Below are 18,673 nucleotides of genomic sequence, written 5' to 3' on the forward strand. Positions count from 1 at the left end.
AATTGACATTTAATGGAATATGGTTGAAAAAAGGTGATGAATATTCAGATAAGAGAAGAGTGCTCGGATGAGTTAGGAGTTTCTTAACCACCAATTAGTATTGCAGCTAGTTGGTGGTTTTAATTTTGCACTGGAATGAGCTCCAATTAGAAACTATTATTGACAAATAATAAAATAAATTGCATTTGGTTGTTAATTGTAATTTTAAATTTACGATAACTTATTGAGTGGGTTAAAAAATTTTTTTATAAATCAAAGTTGTTTCCGTAAGGCATTTTTAATACTGGGGGTAATTAAAAATGGATATTTTTTTAGCAAGACAGCCAATTCTTGATAAGTCAGGTAAAGTTTTTGGATATGAAATTTTATTTAGGGATAACGAGAGTAATAACCAATATGACACGGATGATGGAGATGGAGCTACTATAAAAGTTATGCAGAATACTTTAGTCAACATTGGAATAGATAAGATTGTTGGAAATAAGAAAGCTTTTATCAATTTTACAAAAACAATATTGAAATCGGATTTATTTTCTATTATTTCACCTAAAAATGTAGTGATAGAAGTTCTGGAAAATATAATCCCGACGGAAGAAGTTATAAATTCCTGCAGAGTTTTAAAGGAAAAAGGATTTACGATTGCACTGGATGATTTTGTATTCGATGATACTTATGTTGAACTTCTTAAACTCGTGGATATTGTGAAAATTGATTTTCTTATAACCAGGGACAGTGAAAGAAAGAAAGTAATGAATACGGCAAAAAATATAAATCCTAATTTAAAATTTATAGCTGAAAAAGTTGAAACGTTGAAAGAATTTAATGAAGCAGTATCTCTGGGATATTCCTATTTTCAAGGGTATTATTTTAGCAAACCTCAGATAATAAAGGGAGCAAAAATACCGGTGAATAAGGTAATCTATTTAAATCTTATAAGGGAGTTGAATTCTAAGGAATTTTCCATAGAGAATATTGAAAATTTGATAAAAAAGGATATTTCACTGTCTTATGATACATTAAAATTGATAAATTCTGCAAAATATTCTTTTGAAAATAAGATTAGTTCAATTAAACAGGCTATAGTTTTATTGGGAGAGAAAGAGATAAAAAGGTGGTTATATTTTATATGTATGAAGCCTATATGTGATGACAAACCGCAGATAGTTATGATAGAATCCCTGCTGAGAGCAGAATTTTCAGAGCTTCTGGCTAAAAAGACCAAATTACGGAGGTATTCCTTTTATGCATATTTAACAGGGATCATGTCTCTTATGGATGTTATTTTACAGAAACCACTGCGTGAGATATTGGATGAACTGATGATTCCCCAGGATGTAAAATGTGCCTTATTAGGTAGAAAATCAAACTTTTACAGTAAAATACTCGATATAGCTGTTGCATATCAGAAGGGAGAATGGGGAAAAAGTATGCTGCTGGCATCCCATCTCGGTATTGACAAAGTTGATCTGGCCAGTGCATATATTGAATCTATTAAATGGCTTGATGAGGTTGTTCAGGAAATCTAGTAATTACGGTAAATTACTTATGATATAAATTTTTAACGTATTTTGTAATTGTAAGGAGAAAAAAGTATATAAGACGCTGTAAAATACAGATAAATATGAGGATCAGGTTCATTTAACAGGATTTGATCCTCTAAATTTTTTATTGACAAAAATTTATCGTTACAATATAGTAGTATTAAATGGTGCTACTAAGTGATGAGAAGGAATGATTGTGGATAAAGTATTGGAATTGCTGAAAAGTATGAATTTAACGGATGTAGAAGCAAAAGTTTACATAGAATTGCTGAAAAACGGACCGTCTACGGGTTATGAGATAAGCAAGATATCAGCGGTATCCAGGTCCAGGGTATATAATGTGCTCTCAAAGCTGGTAAAAAATGGATTCATAGTGGCTTCAAAATCTAAAAACCCCACCTATTATAATTGCATTTCGGTGGACGAGTTCATAAATAATAAAAAATTTGAATATGATTCACTGCTTCTGGAAATGTCAAATGAATTGAAAAAGGTCGAATGTTCCAACAATATGGATTACATATGGTATATAAATGGCTATGACAATATATTCAACAAATGCAGAAATATTTTGAAGAAATCGAAGAAAGAAGTATATGTTCAGATATGGATGGAAGATGTACCGCAGATGTATGATCAACTGAAAAAACTTGATGATGAAAATATTCCACTGTTGACTGTACTGTACAGCAGTGATCATAAATATAAACTGGATTTGAAATTAGTGTATAAGCATGGCTTTGAACAGGAAAAACATGAGGAATTGGGTGGAAGGTTGATTTCCCTTGTTTCCGATGACAGAGAAGTGGTTTTCGGCCGTATATTTGACGATGGAGAGTCTGAAGTCATATGGACACAGAACCGCTCTCTTGTATTTTTAGTTGAGGAATATGTAAGGCATGATGCTTATTGCCTTAAATTGATTGATTCTGTGGGAAAATCGGATTTTAGTAACTTGAATCAATGCATATCGAATATAAGGGATATATTTTAGTTTGAATACTCAGGCTTAATGTCCTTTGTTAAGAAATGAAAAAGTGGGCAATTTAAAAGAAGAGTGCAGAGAAATTCAGGACTGATAATGTTTGCTGAGAAATTTAAAGTTGATTTATATAGGAGGATATTAAAATTATGTTATTGCTTAATAAAGAGGATATTAAAAAGGTATTTGACATGAAAGATGCTATTGATGCTGCAAAAGAGTCATTGTCTATATTTTCACAGGGTAAAAGTGTAGTGCCCTTGAGGACGAATATTGATATACCCAAATATGAAGGGCAGAGTTTGTTTATGCCTGCTTATGTGGAGAGCCTTGACAGCGCCGGCATCAAGATTGTTTCGGTCTTCCCTAAAAACATTGAGAAAGGGCTGCCTTCAGTACCAGCTAAGATGATACTTCTTGATGGCAAAACCGGCGATGTAATATGTATAATGGATGGTACTTATCTGACTCAGCTTAGAACGGGTGCCACCTCAGGTGCGGCAGCTGATATATTGTCGAGAAAAGATTCGAAAAATGGTGCATTGTTTGGAACTGGTGGTCAAGCCGCATCCCAGCTTGAGGCAATGCTCACCGTGAGAAATCTTAATATAGTAAAGGTTTTTGATATTGATAAAGAAAGAGCTGAGGCTTTTGCTGAAAGAATGAGCGGGGAGTTAAGCCGTTTTTCTACAAAAATCGTTGCTGCAGAGAGTTCCGATGATGCCGTTAATGATGCAGACATCATAACTACAGTAACTACTTCTAAAAAAGCTGTTTTTAACGGCAGGCTTGTAAAGAAGGGTGCTCATATAAATGGAGTTGGTTCATATACCCCTGTTATGGAGGAGCTTGATGAATACATAGTCCAAAATGCTGATAAAATCTATATGGATTCCAAAAGTGCTGTTCTTTCTGAAAGCGGCGACTTTATAATTCCAATTCAAAAAGGGCTTATTGATGAAAGCAAGATAAATGGCGAACTAGGAGAAGTTATCTGTGGAAAAATTCAGGGAAGAATTTCCGAAGATGAAATAACCATATACGAAACTGTGGGAATTGCCGTAATGGATGTTGTTACAGCCTATAAAATTTACGAAAAGGCAGTTAAGGCTAAAATCGGCACAAATGTAGATTTGTAAATATCGTAATAGTTCTTAACTTTTCATGTTGTAGAACTGAGAGGTTTAAAACTGGCAGTCATCGGATAGGTTTTTCCCCTAAGGGATAACGTATTCTAAATACTAAAGCTACTGACAATAACTGTTAATAGGGTTCAGGTGTAGAAAAGTATTCTTTATTGGTAAACTCCATCTGAACCTAAGAATCACTTGATGTTGATGTTAATGTAATGTACACAAAAGCTTTAAAAAATTTGATATTTAACATCAATTGGCGAGAAACCATCCATCTCTCCATAACTGGTGCGACGAATCGCTCTTTCTTTTGATTTTTGGTGTGATCAATCTATAATATAATGTGAAACGGGTTGATGTAAAAGATGCTTATAAAATTATAAAAATATTGGATCCAGGCTTATCAAATGTGATTTTCCAATGTCAATGAGGATATTTTGACCCAGAATCTGAGATTACACTCCACAGCATAAGTAAGGAAAACAGGAACCGTAGAAACTATAGGGATAACTTGGAAAATAAGAGAAACTAGAAACTACTGTTGGTAAAAAAATATTCCGTGGAGTCTGCTCTCTTTCCAGGAAACTCCAACTTCAAGCGTGAAGTACCTCTGGATGCAGCTAAGTGGTGATTAGTTTACTATAAGTAAACCACTTGTTGCAAAATGATTTCCAACCAAATTAAACTCTAAAAGTGTTTCAATGTTTTGAAATGGAATGGATTGAGATACCTGTTTTTATTTCTCTTAAAAAAATAAAAACAGCTGGAAAACTTTCGCCGAAATGCTTTATTTATGCGACTTTAAGTCCTATAATAAAAATAAAGAATGGCTATTTTATGTTAGCTGAACTTTAACATGAGATGTATTTAAATTAAAATAAAGGGTACAAAGAATAATTCTTCGGTGACGCTGAACTTTAACATGAGATGTATTTAAATGAGATTTACCATTAGCCATTTCTTTCTTTATATTATGCTGAACTTTAACATGAGATGTATTTAAATGGTATTATGTTGAACATTAGTGACAAAGATAGAATTGCTGAACCTTAACATGGGATTAGTTTAAAAAATGTTTTAGAATTATATTAAATTTTATGTCGTCGACCCTGAATAGAGTAAAAGTTGCTGGAGGTCGACAATTTTTATATTTATAGTTAATTAGCCGCCTGAGATTAATTTTTAAAACTTTTGTAGGAATATTTCTGAATATTGCATTTTTCTAGATGCTGATGTATTCTATACTTGATGGGATTTTAGGATACCTATAAGGAATTGAAACTTAATAAATTCAATTTTGCTTCTATATTGTTCTATTTGATTTTAGGATACCTATAAGGAATTGAAACATATGAAAAATGAAAAGAATGTACAATTCTATGAGGATTTTAGGATACCTATAAGGAATTGAAACCCATAAGTATCTTTGACTCTGGACTCAAAATTTTTAGATTTTAGGATACCTATAAGGAATTGAAACACAGAACAGACACTATATAACCTGTTCTGTTACGGTAGATTTTAGGATACCTATAAGGAATTGAAACTACATGGCTGGAACTTCCTGCAAGTGATGAAGAAATAGATTTTAGGATACCTATAAGGAATTGAAACATAATCTACCACAAATTATAGATACAGCAACCCAAATGATTTTAGGATACCTATAAGGAATTGAAACATGCCTTTAAAACGGATGCTGCTACTGGTTGCGAGGTGATTTTAGGATACCTATAAGGAATTGAAACAAGCTAGTGCCACAGGAACAGTTACCCCCGACAAGGTGATTTTAGGATACCTATAAGGAATTGAAACATCCATTCATATATTTCTGTTTTGGAATCTAATATTGATTTTAGGATACCTATAAGGAATTGAAACACCTGTGATACTGGGGCCCCAGTTGAAGCAACTTCTGATTTTAGGATACCTATAAGGAATTGAAACTCTGTATTCACAGTCATTTTTCATCAATTCCTTTCATAGATTTTAGGATACCTATAAGGAATTGAAACCATTGATGAAGTGAAGAGAATTGCCAAGAGCAGCACGATTTTAGGATACCTATAAGGAATTGAAACTTTTGTCAAAACATCCAGAATATAGAACATTAGCATGATTTTAGGATACCTATAAGGAATTGAAACGCATAGCTAGTTTTATTTCCTTTAATTCTGAACTATGATTTTAGGATACCTATAAGGAATTGAAACTGCAACATTGCGATCTATAAAAGAGGTAATTCAACAAGATTTTAGGATACCTATAAGGAATTGAAACCTAAAATTTTAAAGAGAGAAAAAGAATCCACCGGGGTGATTTTAGGATACCTATAAGGAATTGAAACTCAGGGAAATTAGGAACTATCCTCCATTGAACATCAAGGATTTTAGGATACCTATAAGGAATTGAAACTCAATATATAAATTTAAGTTGTTATCTTATATCCCTGATTTTAGGATACCTATAAGGAATTGAAACATATGAGCCAGTTAGTACAATATTTGGGCATAGCACCGATTTTAGGATACCTATAAGGAATTGAAACTCAGCTGTATATAGTGCTTTATCTGCATCTAAATCGGGATTTTAGGATACCTATAAGGAATTGAAACTTCCAAAAAAATATTGGAAGCCACAGCCAGACGTTTTGATTTTAGGATACCTATAAGGAATTGAAACGATTCAATCAGATTCTCTACTATATTCCTAAAGTCGATTTTAGGATACCTATAAGGAATTGAAACATGGCTCTATCCTTATTAGCATTAATTGTAGCAACTGATTTTAGGATACCTATAAGGAATTGAAACCTGATAATACATGGCAAATGATTGATAGTTGGCTTCGATTTTAGGATACCTATAAGGAATTGAAACTGGATATAGATAGAGGAGCATATAAGAGAGAAGACAGATTTTAGGATACCTATAAGGAATTGAAACTCGCTAATATGGTAATCTCTCATAGCCATATGAAGCCAGATTTTAGGATACCTATAAGGAATTGAAACGCAGATGCGTTTAAATCCGACAATCCTGACGATATAACGATTTTAGGATACCTATAAGGAATTGAAACTCGGCATAAATTTGTTTTTCAAAATCCTTTGTATCTGATTTTAGGATACCTATAAGGAATTGAAACTTGAATGTTTATCTAATTTGTCATTTATCGGCTGTAAGATTTTAGGATACCTATAAGGAATTGAAACTCAAAATACAAAACATGGTCCGGAAGTATTCCATCATGGATTTTAGGATACCTATAAGGAATTGAAACAGAGGATATATAGCAAGGGGAATGGCGCGCCTAACTGATTTTAGGATACCTATAAGGAATTGAAACTGGGGATCGCTTCCTGTTAAGGTGGAAACGATCTGGGATTTTAGGATACCTATAAGGAATTGAAACTGTCTTTTTCTAAAGGTTGTAGCAACTCTTTTATTGCGATTTTAGGATACCTATAAGGAATTGAAACAATGATATGATTCCAGAATTAAGACATGATTTTGAGATTTTAGGATACCTATAAGGAATTGAAACTTCAATTTTGACGAATATTGGAAAAGCAAAAATAGCGATTTTAGGATACCTATAAGGAATTGAAACCATCTTGGTACACGACTCCCCATGCATCCGTAGTTGTGATTTTAGGATACCTATAAGGAATTGAAACATAAAAACAATATGGGTTTAAAGGATACAAAAAATAGATTTTAGGATACCTATAAGGAATTGAAACGCTTTATCAACAAGCATGGGGCTTACCCTGTATTTAAGATTTTAGGATACCTATAAGGAATTGAAACTAGTCAAGTACCTTCTATCCTGGATATCCAAAGGTATTGATTTTAGGATACCTATAAGGAATTGAAACTATGCTCCTATAGCTCCATTCACAACAGTAGCAAAATTTTAGGATACCTATAAGGAATTGAAACTAAGTGGTATCCTCTAGAAAAATAACCGTAAGTCCCGATTTTAGGATACCTATAAGGAATTGAAACTAGGGGTTTATTCCAAGGATATTGACAAATACGGCAGATTTTAGGATACCTATAAGGAATTGAAACATGATAATAATGTTCTCAAAGCAAGCTGGAGAGGCTGATTTTAGGATACCTATAAGGAATTGAAACTTGCAATAATCGGTGTGGCTTTATATTTTCTTGCTAAAGATTTTAGGATACCTATAAGGAATTGAAACAGGGCATATACTGCCTGCTTTTCTGTGAATTCATATTCGATTTTAGGATACCTATAAGGAATTGAAACGAAGATACACAGCAGTCTGACCTTAACAGGTTAGAGGGATTTTAGGATACCTATAAGGAATTGAAACTCTTCAAAATAATCGGCAAGCATAAAATCGAGAAGAGATTTTAGGATACCTATAAGGAATTGAAACTTAAATATGTTGCACTTTATGACAGATGGTGTGACTGGATTTTAGGATACCTATAAGGAATTGAAACCATTGGAGATTTTAAAGGCGGCTTTGATTGCGGATGGATTTTAGGATACCTATGAGGAATTGAAACAGTCATGTTGGTCCACCTTCCCAGTATGTTGTACCCATTTTAGATTACCTATTAGGAATTGAACCCCAAATTACTAAAGTACAACAACTTGCAACATTGCGGATTTGGCCTATATTCGAATTGATGAACATATATGAGTTAGCTATAATAATCATATGGAGGGGATAAGAAATGTCAGGTAATGGTAAGAGGTATAATACAGAATTCAGAGCAGATGCTGTAAGGCTTGTAGTAGAAGAAGGTAGATTTGTAAACAGTGTGGCAAATGATTTAGGAATAAATGAGCAAACCTTGAGAAACTGGTTCAGACTCTTGGTTTTCAGCAGCACAAAATTTTGGAGTAAATGCTAGGGGGCTAATAGAAATATATACATGGGCTCAAAATTATGATATGTCGTATGTTTCGAATACTAGGAACTTTAGATTGCAATTAGATATAAGCTATTATAATAATTATACGATTGTTACGTTAGATTAGGAGGAACTAAAATGTATAAATTTCGATACAAAGATGATGCTGAAAAACAAAACATAACTGACCAAAACAAAGATAAAATATTAATTGAAGGAGATAGCATTAAGCAGGGTAATTTTCTTATCTTTAGTGATATTAAACCACTGGAAAATTAAATGTAAGACTTGAATAATACAGCAAATATGATTTTACTTAAATAGGAGGGGATTATTATAGAATACAGGGCAAAATAGCAGCTAGAGTAGCTTTTTTTATTTTTTGCCATAAATATTAAAAAATATGATAATATTAATTCGTAGAAGTAAATGCTATTTTTAGAAATGAGGTTATTATTAACTTTGAGATAAGTTATCTTTCACCAGATCACAAAGATTATTGATTCGAATTTTAATAAGTACAGATAAAATCATATGAAAATGGAGGAGTAAATATGTTATCAGGAAAAATAATAACTTTAGGAATCACGGCATGTAGCCCAGCATACCAATCAATTACGTTAATTAGGGAATTGAGAAAGCGTGGTGCACAGGTACATGTAGTTATGACGACAAACGCAGTTAATTTTGTTACACCACTTATGGTACAGAGAGAGGCAGGAACACCTATCCAGATTGAGCAGTTTGAACTTCCAAAGGCTTATGATATGAATCATCAGTCACTGTCGTTTAAATCTGATTTAATGCTTGTTGCACCAGCTTCTGCTAATACCATTGGAAAGGCAGCAAATGGAATAGCAGATAATCTTCTTACTACAAATCTATTATCAACAAATTCGCCTATTATTTTTGCAACTCATATTAACCCGACAATGTACAGTAAACCAAGTGTACAAAGAAATGTGAAAGTACTTAAAGAAGATGGGGTAATATTTGTTGAAAATAAAGAGGCCAAATTCCCCAGCATGTTTCCGAGCATAGAGGCTATTATTAAAACAGTCGAAGAAGTAATTAGTTACTGTGACTCCTGCACAAAACACAGCTAGTGAGATCCTGCGTATCCAGTACAACCAGCACAATAAATTTAGCCTCGGGTTATTTATTGAAGCTGAGGCTTATTTTTGTTATAAAGTGTATTATAATATACAAAATTTAAAAGTTTTGTATAAGATAATATAGAGATTCTCATGATATGAAAATATCTGTAATTAACTATAAATGAGAAGATTTCATAACATATATTTACAGTAAAAAGATTTCATAAAAAATAGAGACAAAACTCACTTTTTGTTGTATAAATTATTTACTACAACAACTTTAACAACAGGAGTGAAGAATATGCCTCATAAAAGTATATTAACAGAAAAATCATTAATAAATCAATACTTATTTAAGCCTGGATTTTTCTTATACTTCTCTAAACCGGTGTTAAAGCATATTGAAGAATTTATAAAAGGTTCCACACAAAAAGGTTACAGAGGAAAAATAACAGATATTGTTATGTCAAGTCTTGTAAACTGCCACAGAACAACCTTCGGTAAATTCTTAAGTCAGGGTGTATGGAATACAAATTTGCATGGAAAGCAATATGGTTTACAAATGAGAAAGTTATAAATGCTCATTTTAAAAAAGGATATCATCTTATAGGCGGACTAAAAACAAATAGCATTATTTATCCGGAAGGGTTTGGCATTCAAATCAAACAATTTACCCAGTATATTGAAAAGAATGATGTTTGCCTTGTTACAGTAAACAATTCTCAATACTGGGTTTATCGTTATGAAGGTGCCCTGAAAGGTATTGATAATGCAGTGGTTTTATTATGCTGGCAAAAGAACAGCTTTAAAAAGGAAGGGGCACTCCGTGCATTTTTATGCACTGACCTGGAATTAAGCAGCCAAACTATTCTTGAATATTACAGCAGGAGATGGCCCATAGAGATATTTTTCAGGCAGACTAAAAACAATATTGGAATCAACAAATATCAGGTTAGATCCTCTAAAGCTATTGATAGAATACTATTATTGGCTTCTTTAACTTATATTTATTGCTCAATAGACGAAGATGCTGGTGATTCTTTTGGCAGAGGGCCCATATTACGTAGAAATCAATTCAGAAAATACAACATTCAATGGATCTACGAGTCTGCCCAAAATGGTATTTCTCCTGATGCTGTTTTAAAAGCCATGAAAGCTGCTTAGAAGATAGCATAACTATATACTGTAAATATTTGTATCTATTTTTTCTCATTTATAGTTCTAAATGAAAATTTGAAAGATAGAAGTAAGAAACACATTTAGGAGAAGTCTAAAGAAACTAAACTAGATAGTGATGGATCTATGTCAATAAAGTAGCACCAAGACCAATTACTCAAATACAGCATAAGTAAAGCAGTAGTTATTGCCCCGGAAACGGGACTTTATTTTTTATTATGTATAGTTAATAAAAATAACCCCCAGCTCAATGATATGCTTCCCTTTTATCATGAGGAGGAGCATATCGAGAAGCTGGAGGTACTGAGTTATAGAACTAATAAAATGAAAGAATTTATCAATTAGTAATATATCCATAAAATATGGAATTATTCTTAATATTTTAAACTATTGATTTTTAGAGGTTAATCTAAGTGTTTTTCCGATTGAGAGCGGGATTTTGCTTTTGAGCTTTCAGCTTGAGGATCATGATTTATATGTTTCTTTTTAAATTTACCATCTTCTTTTTTATTGTTGTTTTTTATTTTATTATGCATAAATACATCGCCTCCCTTGTATAGGTTTTCCTCAGCCTCTGTTTTTATACCGGAGTATAAATGATTAGAAATAATATAAATTCCTTTTAAAATGGGATTTTATGGTGCGGGGCAGATACTTGATATGTACTTAAAAAACTGCTATATTTTAATAAAGTAAAGTTGTACATCAATATTATGTGAAATTATCAAACTATTAAAACTGTGAAGAATTATGGAGGATGAATATTTATGGAGAATAAAACTTTGTATTATGAATTTGTTCCTGCTGAGGGCAATGTGGTTAAACCTGATCCAGAAAAGACTGCACTTCTTATTGTGGACATGCAGAATCAGTTTGTAAAAAAGGATTTTGGAGATGCCAGGATTGCCAAAGAGAAAGGAATGTGGGACAGCTGGAAATATTTTTATGATCGTTTAGAGAATACTGTTATTCCAAATAATAAAAAACTTTTGGATTTTTTCAGAAAAAATAAAATGGAAGTCACTTATGGGAGGATAGCCTGTTACCATAGGGATGGAAGGGACAGATCTCCTGTACAGAGGAGACCTGGATGGAATAATATACTTCTTCCTGTTGGAACTTATGGGGCTGAGATTATAGATGAACTCAAGCCTTTAAAAGATGAGATTGTAGTTGAAAAAACCACTGACAGTGTACTTTATGGCTCCAATTATGAAAGAATTTTGAGAAACATGGGCATTGAATATGTGGTATGTACTGGGGTTGTTACAGATCAATGCGTGGCATCTACAGTAAGGAGCCTTGCAGATGCAGGCTTTGAGGTGATACTTCCCGAAGACGGCTGTTGTGCTGCCACAAAAGAGCTTCATGATGCGGAACTGACTATAATGAACCAGATCTACTGCAGTGTGACCAGCGTAGACGAGATTATAGAGATTTTGGAAAGGCAATTGAAAAATATATAGAAAGGTTTGATAAAAATGGACAAGCAATTTGCTGCATCAGATACTCAGAATTATTCACAACAATTTAAACGTGTCCTGTCTTTAAAGGACTTGATTATCTACGGGATTGCATTTATGACACCTATAGCACCGGCATATATTTATGGAAGTGCGGCTGAATCTACAAAGGGAATGCTCTCTCTTTCGTATTTGATTGCCATGCTGGCAATGATGTTTTCGGCTTACAGCTATGGTAAAATGGCAGCGGCGTTTCCTGTGGCAGGCTCCACTTATTCTTATACACAGAGAGCCATAAATCCATATCTCGGATTTTTCTCAGGCTGGGCAATGTTTATGGATTATGTACTTGTGCCTTTGATTGTTTTCATGGTGGGAGCTTCCTATGCCAATGCGCTTGTGTCGTCTATCCCATATTGGGTCTGGGTGCTCATAATTGCGGCTGTTATCACTGCAATAAATATAGTGGGCATAGAATTGGCAGCTAAAACCAACAATATTCTGGTTTTATTTATGGGAATCGTAGTAATTGTGTTTATTGTTTCCTGTTTTAAAGCTGTTTCCCAGGGGGCAGGGGAGGGAACTTTAATTTCTATAAAACCCTTCTTTGACAGTGAGAATTTTTCCACTACACTTATAATCTCAGGTGCTGCAATGGCCTGTTTTTCTTTTCTGGGTTTTGACTCCATAACCACACTCTCAGAGGAAGCAATAGATCCCAGACGGGATATGTGGAAAGCAGCTATATTATCCTGCTTTATATGTGGAATACTTTTTATAGTGCAAGCTTATGCAGCACAGCTTATGTGGCCAGATGTCACTGCATTTCCCTCAAGTGATGCAGCTTTGTTTGATATAGCCAAAAAGGCTGGTGGTCCTGCAATGGCAACTTTGTATACAGTGGCAGTTATAATATCTACTTTAACAGCGGGACTCACAGGGCAGTCAAGTGCCTCCAGGCTTATGTTTGGAATGGGGCGTGATCAGGTGCTCCCGGAAAAGTTTTTTACCCATCTTCATCCTAAATTCAACACGCCTGTTTACAATATCATGCTTATGTGTTCCATAAGTATTGTAGGTGCATTGCTTCTGCCTATTTCCACGGTTGCAGAATTGATGAATTTTGGCGGCCTTGCCGGCTTCATGTGTGTAAATCTTTCAGTTATTGTATATTACTTTTTTACAAAAAGAGAGAAAAAGATTTTTCGTAACTTGATAATTCCAGCTTTGGGGTTTATAATATGTTTTTATCTATGGATTCATTTATCTCACCTGACCTTGAAGGTCGGCTTTATATGGCTTATAGTTGGGGCTGTGTATCTTGCTTTAAGTACCAGGGGATTTAAAAAGGTACCGCCTGTTTTTAAAGGAATGTGACAGAATTGGACGTCAATTGATTACCTTTATTTACAGCAGGCTTTTGAACCTATAAAATGTATTGAAAATTCAACTGAGATTTGTTTTTATGCGATTTGTAAAGATGATGTTATTTAGGCTTTTATGTGGATCTATCAATTCAAGCTTCTATTATACGGGTTATGGAGAAACGCTCAAGGAAAGACTTTGTGTCATTTAAAATTACTTTGCTGCGGTCTTGAATTTTATGCAGATTTTGTTGTCGACCCTGAATAGAGTAAAAATTACCGTGGGTCGACAATTTTTATGTTTTCAGTTAATTTGCGGCCCGGGATTGGTTTTTGAAATTCTTCCAGAAATTTTCCTGGATATTGCAATTTTGGACAAGCTGATGTATGCTTTGTTTGATTGGTTTTTAGATTACCTATGAGGAATTGAAATTCGTACCTCTGTTCTAAGTCAAATGACTTTGGATGTTGTTTTTAGATTACCTATGAGGAATTGAAATTCTCTACATCCGACATATATAACACATTATTATTCTGTTTTTAGATTACCTATGAGGAATTGAAATGAAGTATAACCCTTATTAAAAATTTCATACATTTAAGTTTTTAGATTACCTATGAGGAATTGAAATTCCCTCTCAGCTTTAGACACCTCAGTACTGTGTACCGTTTTTAGATTACCTATGAGGAATTGAAATTCTTTGGTAAATAATATTTTGGATGTTGATATACAAGTTTTTAGATTACCTATGAGGAATTGAAATTCATTCATCCTTAGCCTCCTCAATTCAAGTATTTTAGTTTTTAGATTACCTATGAGGAATTGAAATCTCATACTTGAAGCGATCACTTAGATGTCTTTAGATCGTTTTTAGATTACCTATGAGGAATTGAAATTTAGTTGGAGGATTGCCACCTTTTGGGGGTATATAGGTTTTTAGATTACCTATGAGGAATTGAAATTCATAAGCAGCGTTCCAAGCTTCTTCTTTTTGTCGTGTTTTTAGATTACCTATGAGGAATTGAAATAAAATATGAAGCTTGAAAGTCAAATTAAATCATTTAAGTTTTTAGATTACCTATGAGGAATTGAAATTTTTGTTCATCTTCACTATTAAACACTACTCATTACGTTTTTAGATTACCTATGAGGAATTGAAATTAAGAGTTTCAGCCCTACGGGTATAAACATCTATAAGTTTTTAGATTACCTATGAGGAATTGAAATATGGACACAAGCATAATTACAGTTATTTCTTCTGTAGGTTTTTAGATTACCTATGAGGAATTGAAATAACATTAACGAATTCGCAGGTACTTTACAGCAGCAGGGGTTTTTAGATTACCTATGAGGAATTGAAATCCATCTACTTTGGCAGATTTAACATCTTTGATATGGGTTTTTAGATTACCTATGAGGAATTGAAATTATCGTTTGAATTGTTTCTTCTGCCTATATCATGTAAGTTTTTAGATTACCTATGAGGAATTGAAATTACCACGCCATAGGGTAACATATGTTGCAGAATGTTGTTTTTAGATTACCTATGAGGAATTGAAATCACATGGAACCAGAAACAGGCGAGGAATATTCTCCGGTTTTTAGATTACCTATGAGGAATTGAAATTTAATTACTCTCCCTCGCACATATCTGTCTTTATTTGTTTTTAGATTACCTATGAGGAATTGAAATCATCAAAAACATATTCTCTGTCTTCTTCTCTAATAAAGTTTTTAGATTACCTATGAGGAATTGAAATTATTTACAAAGGATAAGGAACAAGTAAGATATTCACAGTTTTTAGATTACCTATGAGGAATTGAAATCTATCTCCCACATTTATTACAGTAAGTGCATATTTCTCCGTTTTTAGATTACCTATGAGGAATTGAAATCCCATTCTTCCTCTGCAAAATATTTTCTCTCAGTGCGTTTTTAGATTACCTATGAGGAATTGAAATAACCTTCCAATACCAACACAGGGGCAAGTACAATAGTTTTTAGATTACCTATGAGGAATTGAAATCAGAGAATGGATGGAGAGTGGAAAAAGAATGGACAGGTTTTTAGATTACCTATGAGGAATTGAAATTCTGAACCTGCTCAAGATTTTTCTGCTAAATTTAGGTTTTTAGATTACCTATGAGGAATTGAAATAATTCTTCAAACTCACATTCTTCATCTGCAAAATAAGTTTTTAGATTACCTATGAGGAATTGAAATCCATGTCAGGCATCCATTGTCCATATGTTGTCAACGGGTTTTTAGATTACCTATGAGGAATTGAAATTTCTTTCTCTTTCCCTGTCAGCAAAAGCCTTGGTTTCAGTTTTTAGATTACCTATGAGGAATTGAAATCGTTTTTGATTATGCTAGAAGCCTGTTGAGCTGTTATGTTTTTAGATTACCTATGAGGAATTGAAATATTGCACATCTGCTTTCCCTGATTTCTGGCAAAAATAGTTTTTAGATTACCTATGAGGAATTGAAATCCATCACATCCCACAATTCCATGTAAGCAGCTCTATAGTTTTTAGATTACCTATGAGGAATTGAAATGAAAATTCATAGAAGATATTCTGGAAAGTAATAAAGTTTTTAGATTACCTATGAGGAATTGAAATCCCCCATCATCTGTTTTATACTGGTATATATTTAAGTGTTTTTAGATTACCTATGAGGAATTGAAATCCGCTCTCATACGCCTTCTGCTTTCATATGCCCGTACGTTTTTAGATTACCTATGAGGAATTGAAATTGTGCTGCTGCATATTGTCTATACCAGTTTTCTTTCAGTTTTTAGATTACCTATGAGGAATTGAAATTTCAATTCGTACAATTTTAATACCTCCTAGAATAAACGTTTTTAGATTACCTATGAGGAATTGAAATCTATTTTTGGAGATAAAATCAAAGAATTCTCGAATGGTTTTTAGATTACCTATGAGGAATTGAAATTTGCCATGATATGCAGCTTTTTAAGGTGGTCCCTGAGTTTTTAGATTACCTATGAGGAATTGAAATTATAACCCGCAATGCCTTCATTTTGGATATTACTAAGTTTTTAGATTACCTATGAGGAATTGAAATACATTAAAAAACACATCCTTTGGCCTGTTAAAGCCGTTTTTAGATTACCTATGAGGAATTGAAATTCCTCAATATCTCCCCAACAATTCGTAAATAGGTCATGGTTTTTAGATTACCTATGAGGAATTGAAATATAAGAGTATTAATTAATTTAGAACCATCCAACTTTGTTTTTAGATTACCTATGAGGAATTGAAATAAAACAGCATATGTATTCAATGATGGAAAAACTACTGGGTTTTTAGATTACCTATGAGGAATTGAAATAGTCTAGCGTGGCAGGTATGAAAGATTGGGGTAAAAGTTTTTAGATTACCTATGAGGAATTGAAATTGTATAATGTTGCATTGAAACAAATGAACGATAATTGTTTTTAGATTACCTATGAGGAATTGAAACATACTATTTTGCTACATTTGCAGGAGCCACAGCAGTCTGCTTTTAGATTACCTATGAGGAAAAATAAAATGTTTGAAGGGAACTTATATGAGAAAACGGCATTATTATAAAGGTGAACCAATGGATATGTTGCATACGGTGGCATTTAAAGAGATGTATCCTATTATTTCCTGTATAGTAAAATTATCCTCACCAATCAATGTGAATCGTCTTAAAAAAGCTGTCGAACTTACAAGTGTGCAAATTCCCGAAATTTTATGCCATTACCAGCCTGGGAAAAATCGATGGATTTATTCATCAGAATCAAATCACACAGTGGTCATCCAATTGGGAGAAAATGATGATTTCTTTCAGCAGCCCGTTGATTTTCTTAAAGATACCCAGCTTAAAATTTTTATAAAAAATATACCGGAGTCTATAATTTACATGGTAATGAGTCATATATTCACAGATGGTTCAGGCTTTAAACAATTTCTTTATTTACTGGCTAATAATTATAATCATAAGGAATTAGCCTCAAATTTTCATAACCAGCGTTCAAGTGAATCCATTATAAAGGCATTACTTGGCAATAATGGAGAATATAGATCAAAGATGGATTTACCTGATCACGTTTTGACTATGCCCTTTACAAATGAAGATCCTATTTTGAAAAAATTTGTTGATTATGTTGGGATCTCAAAAGATAAATTTTTAAAAATTAACCAAAGAGTTAAGAAATATTGCTTAACTATTAATGATGTAATTATGGCTGCTTATATTATTACTTTATCACGAGAAACAAAACTGACAAAGATATCGATCCCATGTCCAACTGACTTGAGGCAATTTTCAACTTCTCAATCACTGCGCATTGCCAATTTGACAGGGGAATATGGATTGATAATTTCAGTTGAAAACAGTGATGATATTTTTATCATTGCTCAAAAAATTCATAATCAAATAATGAATTTGAAGAGCAAAAAGACATTTTTACAGTCAATTCCGAAGCTGCAGTCAATTTATCACAAACTGCCTGTTTTCTTTGTCCACTGGATAATTTCGAAACATTATCATGTTCAGTCAGTTTCCTATACTAATTTTGGCATCCTCGACCGACAATTTTATTTTGAGGATAATACAATTTTGCATTGCCTGTTAACGGGCAGCTTTAGAAAAGTTCCACAATTTCAGCTGGCTGTTTCTACATATTCTGGAGTATGTACTTTAAGTTTTTGCATGATAGGAAGTCATTTAAACAAAGAAGAAGGACATGATATAATAAAAAATATAGTTATATTACTGGAAAAATGGAGTCAATAATTAGATAATAGCATACTTTTGCTGGACAATATTATGCCTGCTTATAAGTTGAATCTTAAAATAGATGTATTTAAATGAGCACTTGCCATTATTGGATTATCTTCAGCATAATATGCTGTACTTGAATTGATAGACGCTTATAAGTTAGATATAATAAATATATAATTGATACATGAAACATGTATCTCATTTCAAAAGAAAATTTTAAACTTTTGGGTATTCATTTTCT

10 protein-coding genes, 1 pseudogene and 2 CRISPR repeat arrays are annotated in these 18,673 nt (G+C 33.1%); of the genes and pseudogenes, 10 read left to right on the forward strand and 1 reads right to left on the reverse strand.

Annotated features, from left to right (window positions below; genetic code table 11):
* The first annotated feature begins 299 nt into the window (after window positions 1-299).
* The 7 genes and pseudogenes from ACFHWD_RS09935 to ACFHWD_RS09965 all read left to right on the forward strand — a co-directional run bounded on the left by ACFHWD_RS09935 (window position 300) and on the right by ACFHWD_RS09965 (window position 10,812).
* The gene (locus ACFHWD_RS09935; RefSeq protein ID WP_150356320.1) at window positions 300-1,526 is read left to right on the forward strand and encodes an EAL and HDOD domain-containing protein; all 1,227 of its coding nucleotides are present in this window, start codon (window positions 300-302) and stop codon (window positions 1,524-1,526) included.
* 211 nt (window positions 1,527-1,737) lie between these two features.
* Window positions 1,738-2,535 carry a TrmB family transcriptional regulator gene (locus ACFHWD_RS09940; protein ID WP_190972172.1) on the forward strand — a complete coding sequence of 266 codons (798 nt, stop codon included), beginning with the start codon at window positions 1,738-1,740 and terminating at the stop codon, window positions 2,533-2,535.
* 137 nt (window positions 2,536-2,672) lie between these two features.
* Window positions 2,673-3,662, forward strand: coding sequence for an ornithine cyclodeaminase family protein (locus tag ACFHWD_RS09945; RefSeq protein ID WP_150356318.1), 990 nt, complete (start codon window positions 2,673-2,675; stop codon window positions 3,660-3,662).
* Between the two features lie 1,246 nt (window positions 3,663-4,908).
* Window positions 4,909-8,265: a CRISPR direct-repeat array (repeat unit 30 nt; unit sequence GATTTTAGGATACCTATAAGGAATTGAAAC).
* A 106-nt stretch (window positions 8,266-8,371) separates the two neighbouring features.
* A complete protein-coding gene (locus ACFHWD_RS09950; RefSeq protein ID WP_378061662.1) occupies window positions 8,372-8,551 on the forward strand; it encodes a transposase in 180 nt (59 codons plus the stop codon).
* Window positions 8,552-8,689: 138 nt separating this feature from the next.
* Window positions 8,690-8,830 (forward strand): hypothetical protein, encoded by a 141-nt coding sequence (locus tag ACFHWD_RS09955; protein WP_378061664.1) that lies wholly within the window; start codon window positions 8,690-8,692, stop codon window positions 8,828-8,830.
* A gap of 275 nt (window positions 8,831-9,105) precedes the next feature.
* Window positions 9,106-9,657 carry a flavoprotein gene (locus ACFHWD_RS09960; RefSeq protein WP_378061666.1) on the forward strand — a complete coding sequence of 184 codons (552 nt, stop codon included), beginning with the start codon at window positions 9,106-9,108 and terminating at the stop codon, window positions 9,655-9,657.
* Window positions 9,658-9,949: 292 nt separating this feature from the next.
* A pseudogene (locus ACFHWD_RS09965) lies at window positions 9,950-10,812 on the forward strand (transposase).
* A 416-nt stretch (window positions 10,813-11,228) separates the two neighbouring features.
* Here the strand turns inward: ACFHWD_RS09965 and ACFHWD_RS09970 are convergent.
* Window positions 11,229-11,360: a CPC_1213 family protein gene (locus tag ACFHWD_RS09970; RefSeq protein ID WP_378061668.1), complete on the reverse strand. Its 132-nt coding sequence runs from the start codon at window positions 11,358-11,360 to the stop codon at window positions 11,229-11,231.
* 231 nt (window positions 11,361-11,591) lie between these two features.
* Between ACFHWD_RS09970 and ACFHWD_RS09975 the strand changes: the two genes are divergently transcribed.
* The 3 genes from ACFHWD_RS09975 (at window position 11,592) to ACFHWD_RS09985 (ending at window position 18,444) form a co-directional block, all read left to right on the forward strand.
* The gene (locus ACFHWD_RS09975) at window positions 11,592-12,290 is read left to right on the forward strand and encodes a cysteine hydrolase family protein (protein WP_378061670.1); all 699 of its coding nucleotides are present in this window, start codon (window positions 11,592-11,594) and stop codon (window positions 12,288-12,290) included.
* A 15-nt stretch (window positions 12,291-12,305) separates the two neighbouring features.
* On the forward strand, window positions 12,306-13,664 hold the full coding sequence (locus ACFHWD_RS09980) for an APC family permease (RefSeq protein ID WP_378061672.1): 1,359 nt from the start codon (window positions 12,306-12,308) through the stop codon (window positions 13,662-13,664).
* A 390-nt stretch (window positions 13,665-14,054) separates the two neighbouring features.
* Window positions 14,055-17,210: a CRISPR direct-repeat array (repeat unit 30 nt; unit sequence GTTTTTAGATTACCTATGAGGAATTGAAAT).
* Between the two features lie 19 nt (window positions 17,211-17,229).
* Window positions 17,230-18,444: a hypothetical protein gene (locus tag ACFHWD_RS09985; RefSeq protein ID WP_378061674.1), complete on the forward strand. Its 1,215-nt coding sequence runs from the start codon at window positions 17,230-17,232 to the stop codon at window positions 18,442-18,444.
* Window positions 18,445-18,673 lie beyond the last annotated feature (229 nt).

Source organism: Clostridium sp. MT-14, assembly GCF_042436595.1.
Taxonomy (GTDB): Bacteria; Bacillota; Clostridia; order Clostridiales; family Clostridiaceae; genus Clostridium_B; species Clostridium_B aromativorans.

What these genes read in the sequence shown, in the direction of transcription:
- ACFHWD_RS09935 (WP_150356320.1), top strand. Translation starts at nt 300, where the DNA reads ATGGATATTTTTTTAGCAAGACAGCCAATTCTTGATAAGTCAGGTAAA.
- ACFHWD_RS09945 (WP_150356318.1), top strand. Translation starts at nt 2,673, where the DNA reads ATGTTATTGCTTAATAAAGAGGATATTAAAAAGGTATTTGACATGAAA.
- ACFHWD_RS09950 (WP_378061662.1), top strand. Translation starts at nt 8,372, where the DNA reads ATGTCAGGTAATGGTAAGAGGTATAATACAGAATTCAGAGCAGATGCT.
- ACFHWD_RS09955 (WP_378061664.1), top strand. Translation starts at nt 8,690, where the DNA reads ATGTATAAATTTCGATACAAAGATGATGCTGAAAAACAAAACATAACT.
- ACFHWD_RS09960 (WP_378061666.1), top strand. Translation starts at nt 9,106, where the DNA reads ATGTTATCAGGAAAAATAATAACTTTAGGAATCACGGCATGTAGCCCA.
- ACFHWD_RS09970 (WP_378061668.1), bottom strand. Translation starts at nt 11,360, where the DNA reads ATGCATAATAAAATAAAAAACAACAATAAAAAAGAAGATGGTAAATTT.
- ACFHWD_RS09975 (WP_378061670.1), top strand. Translation starts at nt 11,592, where the DNA reads ATGGAGAATAAAACTTTGTATTATGAATTTGTTCCTGCTGAGGGCAAT.
- ACFHWD_RS09980 (WP_378061672.1), top strand. Translation starts at nt 12,306, where the DNA reads ATGGACAAGCAATTTGCTGCATCAGATACTCAGAATTATTCACAACAA.
- ACFHWD_RS09985 (WP_378061674.1), top strand. Translation starts at nt 17,230, where the DNA reads ATGAGAAAACGGCATTATTATAAAGGTGAACCAATGGATATGTTGCAT.